9 protein-coding genes are annotated in these 13,714 nt (G+C 60.7%); 8 read left to right on the top strand and 1 reads right to left on the bottom strand.

Annotation, left to right across the window (positions count from 1 at the left end):
• Positions 1-91: 91 nt before the first annotated feature.
• The 8 genes from U862_RS0106885 (at position 92) to U862_RS0106840 (ending at position 11,577) form a co-directional block, all read left to right on the top strand.
• On the top strand, positions 92-769 hold the full coding sequence (locus U862_RS0106885; RefSeq protein WP_025109703.1) for a type 1 glutamine amidotransferase domain-containing protein: 678 nt from the start codon (positions 92-94) through the stop codon (positions 767-769).
• Positions 770-871: 102 nt separating this feature from the next.
• The gene (locus U862_RS0106880) at positions 872-1,996 is read left to right on the top strand and encodes an alkene reductase (protein ID WP_025109702.1); all 1,125 of its coding nucleotides are present in this window, start codon (positions 872-874) and stop codon (positions 1,994-1,996) included.
• Between the two features lie 525 nt (positions 1,997-2,521).
• The gene (locus tag U862_RS0106870; protein ID WP_025109701.1) at positions 2,522-3,064 is read left to right on the top strand and encodes a DUF3833 domain-containing protein; all 543 of its coding nucleotides are present in this window, start codon (positions 2,522-2,524) and stop codon (positions 3,062-3,064) included.
• Between the two features lie 135 nt (positions 3,065-3,199).
• Positions 3,200-4,738 carry a cryptochrome/photolyase family protein gene (locus U862_RS0106860; protein ID WP_025109700.1) on the top strand — a complete coding sequence of 513 codons (1,539 nt, stop codon included), beginning with the start codon at positions 3,200-3,202 and terminating at the stop codon, positions 4,736-4,738.
• Positions 4,739-4,879: 141 nt separating this feature from the next.
• Entirely contained in the window at positions 4,880-7,069 is a 2,190-nt protein-coding gene (locus U862_RS0106855) for an ATP-binding protein (protein WP_025109699.1), read from the top strand.
• A gap of 58 nt (positions 7,070-7,127) precedes the next feature.
• On the top strand, positions 7,128-7,589 hold the full coding sequence (locus U862_RS0106850; RefSeq protein ID WP_025109698.1) for a TspO/MBR family protein: 462 nt from the start codon (positions 7,128-7,130) through the stop codon (positions 7,587-7,589).
• Positions 7,590-7,778: 189 nt separating this feature from the next.
• A complete protein-coding gene (locus U862_RS0106845; protein WP_025109697.1) occupies positions 7,779-10,184 on the top strand; it encodes a glucose/quinate/shikimate family membrane-bound PQQ-dependent dehydrogenase in 2,406 nt (801 codons plus the stop codon).
• A 103-nt stretch (positions 10,185-10,287) separates the two neighbouring features.
• Positions 10,288-11,577, top strand: a complete 1,290-nt coding sequence (locus U862_RS0106840) for a carbohydrate porin (protein WP_025109696.1) — start codon at positions 10,288-10,290, stop codon at positions 11,575-11,577.
• Positions 11,578-11,809: 232 nt separating this feature from the next.
• Here the strand turns inward: U862_RS0106840 and U862_RS0106835 are convergent, their stop codons facing one another.
• Positions 11,810-13,669: an ABC transporter ATP-binding protein gene (locus tag U862_RS0106835; protein WP_025109695.1), complete on the bottom strand. Its 1,860-nt coding sequence runs from the start codon at positions 13,667-13,669 to the stop codon at positions 11,810-11,812.
• Positions 13,670-13,714: the final 45 nt, after the last annotated feature.

Raw genomic sequence — 13,714 nt, 5'->3', positions numbered from 1 at the left:
CTAATTGGATTCTATGCTGTGCCCCGTCAATCCTTCCGACGGTGTCGAACGTGAACAGCTTCACCGACACCACACCAACCCAGGGTGCGCTATGAAAATCTTGATGGTTCTGACTTCCCACGATCAGCTCGGTAACACCGGCAAGAAAACCGGCTTCTGGCTCGAAGAGTTTGCAGCCCCCTACTACGCCTTCAAGGATGCCGGCGCGCAGATCACTCTGGTTTCCCCCGCTGGTGGCCAGCCACCGCTCGATCCGAAAAGTGATGAGCCCGGTGCGCAAACCGCCGAAACCGATCGGTTTCGCAACGACCCTGCGGCCCAACAGGCACTGGCCAATACCGGGCTTTTGGCGGAGGTCAGCGCTGACGATTTCGATGCCGTCTTCTACCCGGGTGGTCATGGCCCGTTGTGGGATCTGGCCGAAGACCAGCATTCGATCGCCTTGATCGAAGCCTTCGACCGCAGCAACAAGCCTCATGGTTTCGTCTGCCACGCGCCGGGCGTGCTGCGACACGTGGTTGCCGCCGATGGCAAGCCGCTGATTCAGGGCCGAGACGTGACCGGTTTCACCAATGCTGAAGAAGCGGCAGTCGGCCTGACGGATGTCGTGCCGTTCTTGATCGAGGATGAATTCCAACGTCTCGGCGGTCGCTACTCGAAAGTGGCGGACTGGCAGGTTCATGTCGTCGCTGATGGGCAACTGGTAACCGGTCAAAACCCTGCGAGTTCGGCGGCCGTCGCCGAACAATTGCTGAAAATGCTCGCCTGACGGCTAGCGAATCAACGTCCCATGCACCGTGCACGTCCTGCACGGTGTTTTTTTTACCGCATTAATAGTCGACTGGTCTAATAAGGCCAGAACAGGAATCACATGAAAAACAGCCCTTTCTTCACCCCCGTCACCTTGGGCCTGCACACCTTGAAGAACCGCATCGTCTTGCCTCCCCTCACCCGCCAGCGCAGTTCGCAACCGGGCAATATTGCCAATGCATTGATGGCCGAGTATTACCAGCAACGCGCCGGCGCCGGGCTGCTTGTCACTGAAGGCACGCAGATTGAGCCACGCGGCCAGGGCTACGCCTGGACTCCAGGCATTCACACCGCTGAACAAATTGCCGGTTGGCGCCAGGTCACTGAGGCCGTGCATGCCGAGGGCGGGGTGATTTTCGCTCAGCTGTGGCACGTAGGCCGCGTATCCCACATTGCGCTGCAACCCAATGGCGCGGCGCCGGTGTCGGCTTCCGCTATCGCCACCGATCGAGTCAGCGTTTTTATCGAAACCGCTCCGGGTGCCGGCGAGCTGGTTGCGCCATCAACCCCGCGAGCGCTGAGCACCGATGAAGTTCAGGAACTGGTTCAGCTCTACATTCAAGCGGCGCGCAATGCCATGGACGCCGGCTTCGACGGCATCGAATTGCACTGTGCCAACGGGTATCTGGTGAACCAGTTCATTTCCGCTCACAGCAATGTGCGAACCGATCAGTACGGTGGCTCTCTGCACAATCGCCTGCGGTTTCTGCGTGAAGTGGTGTCTGGCGTCGCCGAGTGCATCGGCAAAGAAAGAGTTGGCGTACGTTTCGCCCCGCTGTTCACCACCACAGACGAAGCGCGCACCTATCTGGGCCTGGTCGAAGAGGACCCGCACACCACCTACATTGAAGCGATCAAAGTGCTTGAGGACGTGGGCATTGCTTACCTTTCGATTGCCGAAGCCGACTGGGACGATGCGCCGGCGATGCCACACACTTTCCGTCGCGCCGTGCGGGATACGTTCAGTGGCGCGATCATCTATGCCGGGCGCTACAACGCCGAGTCCGGCGCGCAATTGCTTGAATCGGGTCTGGCGGATCTGGTGGCGTTCGGCCGGCCGTTCATGGCCAACCCGGACCTGCCGGCGCGCATCGCCAATGACTGGCCACTCAATCCCCTGAACCCGGCCACGGTCTACGGCGGCAATGCCGAAGGCTATGTGGATTACCCGATCTACGGCGAATAAATCCCCCGACGCACACCCGCGCTCCCACTTCCTCGGGAGCGCACCCTTTCCTCCCCGCTACACCAACAACCTCGCGCGCCGCGCTGCGAGGTTTTCGCATCTGCACAAAAAAGATTGCCGATTCATTGTCAGGTGGTTTCTTTCAGCCTATCTTGAGTAAAACCTATACAAGATACAAAAGTACGTATAACTTTTGAGCTATGGATTGGTCTTCACGCACGGCACCGCCGCGAGAACCCGGAATGAACCCGCTACTTGCCTGCCATTACCGTGAAATTCTCGTCGGTGTTGGCCAGAGTCCTGAGCGCGAAGGCGCTTTTGGGCACGTCGAAGCGCGGCGTAGAGAAGCGGAATTCGAACATGACGTCCTCGGTGATGCTGAGTGCCTTTCGCAAAAGCTCGTCGGCGCGTCAGGCGTTTCTGCCGCGCATTGGTCGACGATAAACATGTACAGAGCCTGCTCACTGTACAAGACCAGAGTTCGGCATTTCACCCTCATCAGCTTTGCACTCAGGGAGTAAGGCAATGTCCCGACTTTTGCTGTTACTGACGCTGGTACTCAGCGTTGCGAGCTGCGGCAGCGTGGATGTCGCCCGTTATGCGGACCAGCAACCGGCATTCGATTTACAGCGTTTTTTCAGCCAGCCCGTCAAAGCCTGGGGGATGTTTCAGAAGCGCAGCGGTGAGGTGGTCAAGCGGTTCGAGGTCAACATCGTCAGCCGTCGTGAGGGCAAAAACCTGATTCTCGACGAGCGCTTCCTGTACAGCGACGGCACTCGCCAACGCCGCGTCTGGACCCTCACACCCGAGGGCGGAGGACGCTGGAGCGGTCGCGCGAATGATGTGGTGGGAGTCGCCCAGGGCCAGCTCGCGGGCAACACGCTGCACTGGCGTTATCGCCTGAACCTGCCGGTCGATGACTCGACCTACGAAATGAGCATGGACGACTGGATGTACTTGATGGACGAGGACACGCTGATCAACCGCACCCGCATGTCCAAGCTCGGCGTAGAGGTTGGCCAGGTGACGTTGTTCTTCCGTCGTCAGGCTGCCGGAGCACGCCAATGAATCCTTCGTTGCGCATGACTTCGCTCGGCGACGGATATCACGCGCTGGTGATCGGCGCCAATGGTGCGCCCGTCCGGCAGACGTTGCCGCTGACCCGTTACTGACCTTGATTGACCAGAGGCCGAGTTTTACTGAATGAACGTTATTCCCCGTTTGTGCCTGGTGCTGGGCGATCAGCTGTCCTTTGACCTGCCTTCGTTGCAGGCGCTCGATGCCGAGCGCGACACGGTGCTGTTGGTCGAGGTCATGGAAGAAGCCAGCCATGTGCCGCACCACCCGCAAAAGATTGCCCTGATCTTCAGCGCCATGCGCCATTTCGCCAAGGCACTGCAAGAGCGTGGTGTGCACGTCGAATACGTCACCCTGGACGATCCGCACAACAGCGGCTCGGTGCCGGGTGAATTGCAGCGCTGGCAAGCGCTGTTGCAGGCCGAAGAAGTGCACGTCACCGAATGCGGGGACTGGCGGCTGGAGCAGTCGATCAATGACTGTGGCTTGCCGATCCACTGGCATGTCGACACGCGTTTTCTGTGCAGTCGCGCGGAGTTCGCCGCGTGGGCTGAAGGCAAAAAACAGCTGCGCATGGAGTTCTTCTACCGCGAGATGCGCCGCAAGAGCCGCTTGTTGCTCAATGGCGACGGCTCGCCGGTGGGCGGCGCGTGGAATTTCGATGTCGAGAATCGCAAGGCGTTGCCCAAAGGCGTGAAAGCCCCCTACCCGGCCCGCTTCCACAATGACGACATCACCCTTGAGGTGTTGGCGCTGGTCAAGGCGCGCTTCAGCCATCACTACGGCGCGCTCGACGATTTCAATTACCCGGTCACCCACGCCGATGCGCAAGCGCTGTGGGCGTATTTTCTGGATTATGGCCTGGCGGGGTTTGGCGATTATCAGGACGCCATGGCCAGTGATGAGCCGTTCCTGTTTCATGCGCGCATCAGCGCTGCGCTCAACATTGGTTTGCTGGATTTGCGGCAACTGTGCAGCGACGTGGAGTCGGCGTATTGGGCCGGGAGCGTGCCACTGAATGCCGCCGAAGGTTTCATTCGGCAACTGATTGGCTGGCGCGAATATGTGCGGGGCGTGTACTGGCTGAAAATGCCTGACTATGCGCAGGGCAATTCCTTCGGCAATAGCCGGGTGCTGCCCGAGTTCTACTGGAACGGCGATACGCAGATGAACTGTATGCGTCAGGCCATCGGGCAGAGTCTGCAGCACGCCTACGCGCACCACATTCAGCGGCTGATGGTCACCGGTAATTTCGCCTTGCTCGCCGGCATCGCGCCGAGCCAGATCTGCGAGTGGTATCTGGCAATCTACATGGACGCCTTCGACTGGGTGGAGCTGCCCAATACGCTGGGCATGGTCATGCATGCCGATGGCGGTTATCTCGGCTCCAAACCCTATTGCGCCAGTGGCCAATACATCAATCGCATGTCTGATTACTGCCGTGGCTGCGCTTATAAAGTCAGCGAAAGCACGGCGGACAACGCCTGCCCGTTCAACGCGCTGTACTGGCATTTCCTGATGCGCCACGGTGAGCTGCTGCGCGGCAATCAGCGCATGGCGATGATGTACAAGAACCTCGATCGCATGCCGCAGAGCAAACAGCAGGCGCTGTGGCAGCGCGGGCAAGACCTGTTGGCCCGGCTCGATAGCGGGCAGTCGATTTGAATTTGAACCTGCGCCTGCAAGCGTTGTGCGCTGGCGGTGAAACTTAACGATGACCCACCCGGTCAACGGATGAACGGCGTGAACAACCCCTCGGTGCGCGCCATGAGACCAACTCCCAAAAAAACTGGAAAAGCAGGTGTGATGGACAGCCTCAAACATCTTGATCGCGCAGCGCTTGAGTCAGAGGCCAGGCGATTACGCGCGGCACTCGAGAATGCTCAGGTCGCCACACGGGCGATCGACATCGAGCGCGATATGGCGGCGCAACTGCAGGCCAGTCGGGATGCGCTCGCCCGCAGTGAGGCTCGCTTCAGCACCATTCTGGAAACCATCGAATCGGCGTTTGCCATCGTCAAAGTGAAATTCGACGCCGACGACAAGCCCGTCGACTACTACTTCGTCGAGGCCAACCCGGCGTTCGAACACCAGTGCGGAGTCAACTTGCGTGGCAAGTGGGTAACCGAGTTCGCACCCAACCTGGAAAGCTTCTGGTTTGAAACCTACGGCCATGTGGCCAAGACCGGCGAACCGGCAAATTTCGAGAATTACGCCAATACCTTCGAGCGCTGGTTCGACGTGCGCGCGGTGCGTGTCGGCGATCCGGCCGACCGGCAGATCGCGATCCTCTTCAACGACGTCACCGAGCGCCGCGACGCCGAAGAGCGCTTGCGGGCCAGCGAGGCGATTGCCCGGGAAAACGTGGAGCGCGTGCAACTGGCCCTCGCGGCCGGCGCCATTATCGGCACCTGGCACTGGGACCTGCCCACCGATCGCTTTGCCGTGGACGAAGCCTTCGCCCGGGTGTTTGATCTTGCCCCGGCGTTGGGCCGCGAAGGGCTCAGCCTCGAACAAGTGATCACCACCGTGCACCCCGATGATCGCGACGGCCTGACTGCCGCGATCAACGAAGCCATTGGCCGCGGTGGCGCCTATTCGCACCAGTACCGCGTGCGCCGTACGGACGGCAAATACCAGTGGATCGAGGCCAACGGACGGGTTGACTGTGCGGAGGATGGAACGCCGCTGCGCTTTCCCGGCGTGCTAATCGATGTCGAGGAGCGGCGCAATGTCGAAGCCGAGCGTGACCGTGCTATCGCTGCATTGCGTGCGCTCAACGACACCCTCGAGCAGCGCGTGTCATCGCGCACGGCGGAGTTGATGCAAGCCGAGGAAAAACTGCGTCAGTCACAAAAGATGGAAGCCGTCGGCCAGCTCACCGGTGGCCTCGCGCATGATTTCAATAATCTGTTGGCCGGTATTTCCGGCGCACTGGAGTTGATGGACGCGCGCATCCACCAGGGCCGGCTGAGTGAAGTCGACAAATACATGGTGACCGCACAGGGCGCGGTCAAACGTGCCGCTGCCCTGACCCACCGCCTGCTGGCGTTCTCCAGACGCCAGACCCTCGATCCACGGCCCACCGATGTCAACATGCTGATGATCGGCATGACTGAACTGATCCAGCGCACGGTCGGCCCGAGCATTCTCCTGGAAACCCGTGGCGCTCACGGGCTCTGGCCGACGCTGGTCGATGCCAGCCAGTTGGAAAACGCCTTGCTCAATCTGTGCATCAACGCCCGCGATGCCATGCCCGATGGCGGACGCATCACCATCGAGACGGCCAATCGTACGCTGGATGCCGAGACTGCCCACACGCTGGACATGCCCGAGGGCGAATATCTTTGCCTGTGCGTGACCGACACCGGCACTGGCATGACCGCCGATGTGATCGCCAAGGCCTTTGATCCGTTCTTCACCACCAAACCGCTGGGCCAGGGCACCGGGTTGGGGCTGTCGATGATCTACGGCTTCGCCAAACAGTCCGGCGGTCAGGTGCGCGTGCATTCGCAGGTCGGTCGGGGCACCGAGATGTGCATCTACCTGCCTCGTTACTTTGGGGAGCCGCTGCAAAATCAAGATGACAAAAACACCGCGCCGGCGGCATTGCCCAAGGCCGGCGAGACGATCCTGGTGGTGGATGACGAACCGACGGTGCGCGCGCTGCTGACCGAAGTGCTCGGTGATCTGGGCTTTACCCTGATTGAAGCCGCCGACAGTGTTGTCGGGCTGAAACTGTTGCGATCCGATGTGCACATTGACTTGCTGATCACTGATGTGGGCTTGCCGGGCGGCATGAACGGTCGGCAACTGGCCGACGCTGGTCGGGAAGTCCGTTCGAACCTCAAGACCCTGTTCATTACCGGGTATGCGGAGAACGCAGTGATCGGCGCCGGGCAGCTCGGCCCGGGCATGCAAGTGCTGACAAAGCCCTTTGCCGTCGACACGCTGGTGTCGCGAGTCAGTGATCTGATGTCGTCGAAAACCGAATGAACAGCCGTTGCGGCGGTGCAACCCAAGCAGACTGGCTGCGGCCAAGGAGCGACACATGGTGAATTTTCTGATCTTTCTGATCGCCTGCGGTGCGGCGGCAACCACCGGGATGATCTTCAAACCCGGGCAATGGTACGCAGGGCTCAACAAACCCGCGTTCACCCCGCCCAACTGGGTGTTTCCGGTGACCTGGACGACGATCTATCTGCTGCTGGCGTGGGTGGGCTACCGCTTGACGCTCATTCCCGGCGGACAACAGGTGCTGGCGTTGTGGGCGGCGCAGATCGCCCTGAACACGCTGTGGACGCCGGTGTTCTTCGGTGCGCAGCGGATTGTCGCGGCGATGATCATTCTTGTGCTGCTGTGGCTGGTTGTTGCGGTGATGGTGGTTCTGGCATTGCGCCTGGACGTGATCACCGGGTTGTTGCTGTTTCCTTACCTGGCCTGGCTGTGTGTGGCTGCGGCGTTGAATTTCTCGATTCTGCGCAATAACCGTGGCACGGAACGCCAGCTGTCATAAATCACATTTTTCCTGACAAAAATTCTCTTTGGCAGGCTTTCAAAAATGTCTTTGCAGCCCGTTGAAAGCGCAAGTCCCCGCTCATGAAGGGGATTTCGCAATGAACAACAGTTCATTACTGAATTAGTGATTTAACTAGGTAGTTACCTATCTATATAATGCGCGTCTCATTTCAACGGGACATTCAACGTGAAGCAGAGTCAACGCCTCTCGGGCATATCAACATTCATTCTGGTCGGGCTGGGCGTAGTCATCGCCCTGCTCGGTCTGGCACTCGCTGCTGGTGGCGTGAAATTGGTCAGCCTGGGAGGCTCGTGGTACTTCCTGCTGGGTGGCTTGGCGATGGCCGTTTCCGGCCTGCTGATTGCGCGCTTCAAACCGGCCGGTGCGTGGTTGTTCGCAGCGTTCCTGGTCGCAACGGCGATCTGGGCGGTGAGCGACGCCGGGCTGGTGTTCTGGCCGGTGTTCTCGCGCCTATTCATGTTCAGTGCCATCGGCGTGGTCGTGGCGCTGGTGTATCCATTGCTCAAGCGTGCCAACGGCGGCGTTCCAGGGCGCGGCGCTTATGCGCTGGCCGCTGTGCTCGCTATCGGTGTGGCTGTCGCGGCCGGCAACATGTTCGTCGCGCACCCGACTGTCGCCGCCACAGGCACAGGCCCGGGCCTGACTCCGGTTGAGCCGGAAAACGCGCAAAAAGACTGGGCGCACTACGGTAATACCGAAGGCGGCAGCCGCTTTGCTGCGCTGGACCAGATCAACCGCAACAACGTCGATAAACTGAAAGTGGCGTGGACCTACCACACCGGCGACATCGCCGAGAGCGATGGCAACGGCGCTGAAGACCAGCTCACCCCGCTGCAGATCGGCAACAAGGTGTTCATCTGCACCCCGCACAACAACCTGATTGCGCTGGATGCCGACACCGGCAAAGAACTCTGGAAAAACCCGATCAACGCCCAGTCGAAAGTCTGGCAGCGCTGCCGTGGCATGGCTTATTTTGATGCCACTAAAACCATCGCCCAACCCAGCAATTCGAGCATCATCGAAGCCAAACCCGCGCCGGCCGCCAACTGCCAGCGCCGTTTGCTGACCAACACCATCGATGCGCGTCTGATTGCGGTCGATGCCGATACCGGTGAGTTCTGCCAAGGTTTCGGCACCAACGGCCAGGTTGATCTGAAGGCCGGTCTGGGGGATGTTCCGGACAGCTACTATCAGCTCTCCTCCGCGCCGCTGATGGCCGGTACCACCGTGGTGGTTGGCGGTCGCGTGGCCGACAACGTGCAAACCGACATGCCGGGCGGCGTGATCCGTGGTTTCGACGTGATTACCGGTGCCATGCGCTGGGCCTTCGACCCGGGCAACCCGCAGGATAAAAAGGCCCCGGCCGACGGCAGCACCTATGTGCGCAGCACGCCGAACAGCTGGGCGCCGATGTCCTACGACCCGGCGACCAACACCGTGTTCCTGCCGATGGGCAGCTCGTCCACCGATATCTACGGTGTCGAGCGCAGCAAACTCGATCACACCTACGGTGCCTCGATTCTCGCGCTGGACGCCACCACTGGCGATGAACGCTGGGTGTTCCAGACCGTGCACAACGACCTCTGGGACTTCGACCTGCCGATGCAGCCGAGTCTGATCGACTTCGACAAGGACGGCAAAACCGTACCAGCAGTGGTCATCGGCACCAAGGCCGGGCAGATCTATGTGTTGGATCGTGCCACTGGCAAACCGCTGACCGACGTTAAAGAAGTGCCGGTCAAAGCCGCGAACATCCCTGGCGAGCCCTACTCGCCAACCCAGCCGAAATCGCTGGGCATGCCGCAGATCGGTGCTCAGCACCTGACCGAATCCGACATGTGGGGCGCAACGCCGTACGATCAGCTGCTGTGCCGGATCGATTTCAAATCGATGCGTTATGACGGCCTGTACACCGCGCCGGGCACCGACAAATCGCTGAGTTTCCCGGGTTCGCTGGGCGGCATGAATTGGGGCAGTCTCTCGACTGACCCGGTCCACGGTTTCATCTTCGTCAATGACATGCGCCTGGGGCTGTGGATTCAGATGATCCCGTCGCAGAACAAGGCTCAGGCCTCTTCCGGTGGCGAAGCGCTGAACACCGGCATGGGCGCCGTGCCGCTCAAAGGCACGCCGTATGCGGTGAACAAGAACCGCTTCCTGTCGGTCGCCGGCATTCCTTGCCAGGCTCCGCCGTTCGGCACGTTGACCGCCATCGACATGAAGACGCAGAAAATCGCCTGGCAGGTTCCGGTCGGCACCGTTGAAGACACCGGTCCTCTGGGTATCCGCATGCACCTGCCAATCAAGATCGGCCTGCCGACCCTCGGCGGCACGCTGTCGACGCAAGGTGGCTTGATCTTCATCGCCGGTACTCAGGACTTCTACCTGCGCGCCTTCAACAGCGGCAACGGTGAAGAAGTCTGGAAAGCACGTCTGCCAGTGGGCAGTCAGGGCGGCCCGATGACTTATGTTTCGCCGAAAACCGGCAAGCAGTACATCGTCATCACCGCCGGTGGTGCGCGCCAGTCGACCGATCGCGGCGACTACGTGATGGCTTACGCCTTGCCGTAAGCCGCAGTGCCCGCCTCGCTGGCGGGCATGCTCTCTGTGCGCGGCACCTGCGGGTGCGGCGCCGCTTTCCGATATCGCTATAGATTTGCGCAGGAAGATCTCCATGTTTCGTTTTACTCAATCGGCCTGGGTCAACGGTGTGCTGTTGGGCCTGACCTGCAGTGCCGCCCTGCCCGCCTTCGCGGATACCGATTCAAACCTGTTGACCCGTAATACCCTGACTGGCGACTGGGGCGGCCTGCGTCACCAGATGGACGAGGACGGCATCAAGTTCACCGGCGACTACAGCGGCGAAACCGCCTACAACGCCGAGGGTGGCCTGCACCGTTCGGCGCGCTACTCGCAGAACATCAAGCTCGGCGTGCAGTTCGACCTGAGCAAACTGTACGGCGTGGACAACGCGGGCAAGGTTCAGTTGACCATCAACGACCGACGCGGCAACAGCGCCTCCGAAGACCTGGTTGGCAACCGTCTGCCAATCCAGGAAAACTACGGTGGGCTCTACACCCGCCTGACCGAACTGAGTTACGAGCGCAGCCTCTTCACCCCGGCGCTCAACGTGAAGCTGGGCTATATGGCCATGGGCAACGACCTCGGCGGCCTGGACAGCGGCATTCTCTGCAACTTCATGAACGCCGGTTTCTGCGGCCATCCGCTGAACATGTCCGGCGGCAGCGGCTGGACCAACTACCCCAACGCCCACTTGGGTGTGCGCGTCAAGTACGACCTGTCGCCGTCCTGGCAACTGCGTGTGGCCGCATTCAATGTCGATCCCGAGAGCAACGGCAACTCCAGCCGTGCCTGGCATCTAGGCCCGAAACACACCACCGGCACCGTGGTGCCGATCGAGCTGGTGTACAAGCACGCGGGCCCATTGCCCGGCGAATACAAGGTCGGTTACTACTACGACAGCTCCGACGTGAAACGCATCGGCAGCGATAAGGAAGTGTCCGGCCGTGGCGGTCATTACCTGCTGATCGATCAGGCCGTGTGGCGTTCGCAATCGTCCGAGGGCCGCAGCCTGCACGCCTTCGGCCAGTATTCGGCGGCCAGTGAAGCGGCTTCGCCGTTCAGCAAGTGGTATGGCACCGGTCTGGTTCTGTACAAGCCGTTCGAGGGTCGCCCGCGTGACACCGTTGCCCTGGGCTACGGTCGTGCCGTGCCCAACCCGCGCAGCCGCGACGTGCAGCAGGACGCCGCGCTGGCCAATGGCGCAGCGTTCCCGAACCTGGACAGTGGCGAGCAATTGATCGAACTCGGCTACGGCTATCAGGCCACCCCGTGGCTGACATTGCGCCCGAATGTGCAATACATCATCGAGCCGGGCGCGTTTTCCGGGCAAGACATCGACAATGCGCTGGTGCTGGGATTGCAGGTGAAAGCGGCGCTCTGAGGCATGCGATGCAAAAAAACCGGCGCTAGGCCTAATGCCGATCAGTCAAGTGAACTCAATGCTCAAAGCAACGAAGATCAATTGTGGGAGCGGGCTTGCTCGCGAAGACGTCGGCCCAGCAAACATTGACGTTGACTGCCCCAACGCTTTCGCGAGCAAGCCCGCTCCCACAAAGGGGCTTCGCTTGACTGATCGGCATTCGGCGCAAGGCCGGTTTTTTTGTGCGCGATGATTACGCCTGATCCAAGGCCTCCACCACGCCCTTGTCCTCCCCCAGGAACCCGCCGCTCTGATGCTGCCACAGCCGCGCATAGACGCCGTTCTTCTCAAGCAGTTCGGAGTGAGTGCCCTGTTCGATGATGCGTCCGTCGTCCATGACGATGAGCCGGTCCATGGCGGCAATCGTCGACAAGCGGTGGGCGATCGCGATCACGGTCTTGCCCTGCATCATCTCGTCGAGGCTTTCCTGAATCGCCACTTCGACTTCCGAGTCCAGCGCGCTGGTGGCCTCGTCGAGCAGCAGGATCGGCGCATTCTTGAGCATGACCCGGGCAATCGCGACACGTTGGCGCTGGCCGCCCGAAAGCTTGATCCCCCGCTCGCCCACCAGCGTGTCGTAGCCTGTATGGCCTTGCCGATCGCTGAGTTGGCTGATGAACTCGTCGGCCTGAGCATTGGCCGCCGCGCGGCGGATCTGCGCGTCGGTTGCATCGGGTCGGCCGTAGGCGATGTTGTCGCGAATGGAACGGTGCAGCAACGAAGTGTCCTGCGTGACCATGCCGATGGCGCTCCGCAGGCTGTCTTGCGTCACGTGCGCGATGTTTTGCCCGTCGATACGAATCTCCCCGCTGTCGACGTCATAAAAGCGCAGCAGCAGGTTGATCAGCGTGGATTTGCCGGCGCCGGAGCGGCCCACCAGACCGATTTTTTCGCCCGGGCGGATACTCAGGCTCAGGCCATCGAGCACCTGGCGTTCGCCGCCGTAGTTGAAACGCACCTTGTCGAAGATGACCGCGCCACCGGAGGTCACCAGTTCACCGGCGTCAGGCGCGTCCTGCACTTTGGTGCCTTGGGTTAGCGTCGCCATGCCGTCCTGGACGGTGCCGATGCTTTCGAACAGCGAAGTCATTTGCCACATGATCCAGTTCGACATGCCATTGATCCGCAACGCCATGGCGGTGATCGCCGCCACGGCGCCGGCGCCGACATCCCCCTGGTGCCACAGCCACAGGGCATAGCCCCCGGCCGACATGATCAACCCCACCACCAGTGCCTGATTGACGATTTCGAACAGACTGACCAGACGCATCTGGCGAAAGCCGGTTTGCTTGAAATCCTCCATCGCGGCCCGTGCAAAATGCGCTTCCCGATTGGAGTGGGAGAATAGCTTCACCGTGGTGATGTTGGTGTAGGCGTCGGCGATACGCCCAGTCATCATCGAGCGCGCGTTGGCCTGCTCCTGCCCGACCTTCCCCAGGCGCGGCACGAAGTACCACATGGCCAGACCGAACAGCACGACCCAGGCCAGGAACGGCAGCATCAGTTTCAGCGCAAAGCCGCCGGCCAGCGCAATGATCGCAATGAAATACACGCCGATCCCCGGCAAGATCTCGATCATGGTAAACAGCACGTCGCGCACCGCCAGCGCGGTCTGCATCACCTTGGTCGTGACCCGGCCGGAAAACTCATCGGAAAAAAACGAAAGGCTCTGCCGCAGCATCAACCGATGGAAATCCCAGCGCAGGCGCAGCGGCAGGTTAATCGCCAACACCTGATGCTGGACCATGGTGCGCAACGCCACCAGCCCGACGCTGAACACCATGACGATGCCCATGCCCCACAACACGCGACTTTCCTGCACCGCCGCTTCACCGCCGGCCTGCCACGTCGAGAGCAGGTCAACGACCTGGCCGAGGAAGGAAAACAGCCACGCCTCATAAATCGACACGCCGGCACTGAGCAGCACCAACGCCAGAATGTAACCGCGGGCACCCCGGGTGCAGGCCCAGAGAAATTTTGCCAGGCCATTGGGCGGCGGTGGTACCTCGTCAGGCGGGAAAGGGTCGAGTCTTCGTTCAAACACACGAAGCATGGTGTTCTCCAAAACAATCAAGTCAGGGAGATTCTGCCATTGAAT

Origin of the sequence: Pseudomonas sp. H1h, assembly GCF_000633255.1 — a bacterium.
GTDB lineage: Bacteria > Pseudomonadota > Gammaproteobacteria > Pseudomonadales > Pseudomonadaceae > Aquipseudomonas.
This window is presented reverse-complemented; position numbering and strand designations above follow the sequence as displayed.

Coding starts and splice junctions, on each gene's coding strand:
- U862_RS0106880 (WP_025109702.1), top strand. CDS start 872: ATGAAAAACAGCCCTTTCTTCACCCCCGTCACCTTGGGCCTGCACACC.
- U862_RS0106885 (WP_025109703.1), top strand. CDS start 92: ATGAAAATCTTGATGGTTCTGACTTCCCACGATCAGCTCGGTAACACC.
- U862_RS0106835 (WP_025109695.1), bottom strand. CDS start 13,669: ATGCTTCGTGTGTTTGAACGAAGACTCGACCCTTTCCCGCCTGACGAG.
- U862_RS0106860 (WP_025109700.1), top strand. CDS start 3,200: ATGAACGTTATTCCCCGTTTGTGCCTGGTGCTGGGCGATCAGCTGTCC.
- U862_RS0106870 (WP_025109701.1), top strand. CDS start 2,522: ATGTCCCGACTTTTGCTGTTACTGACGCTGGTACTCAGCGTTGCGAGC.
- U862_RS0106855 (WP_025109699.1), top strand. CDS start 4,880: ATGGACAGCCTCAAACATCTTGATCGCGCAGCGCTTGAGTCAGAGGCC.
- U862_RS0106840 (WP_025109696.1), top strand. CDS start 10,288: ATGTTTCGTTTTACTCAATCGGCCTGGGTCAACGGTGTGCTGTTGGGC.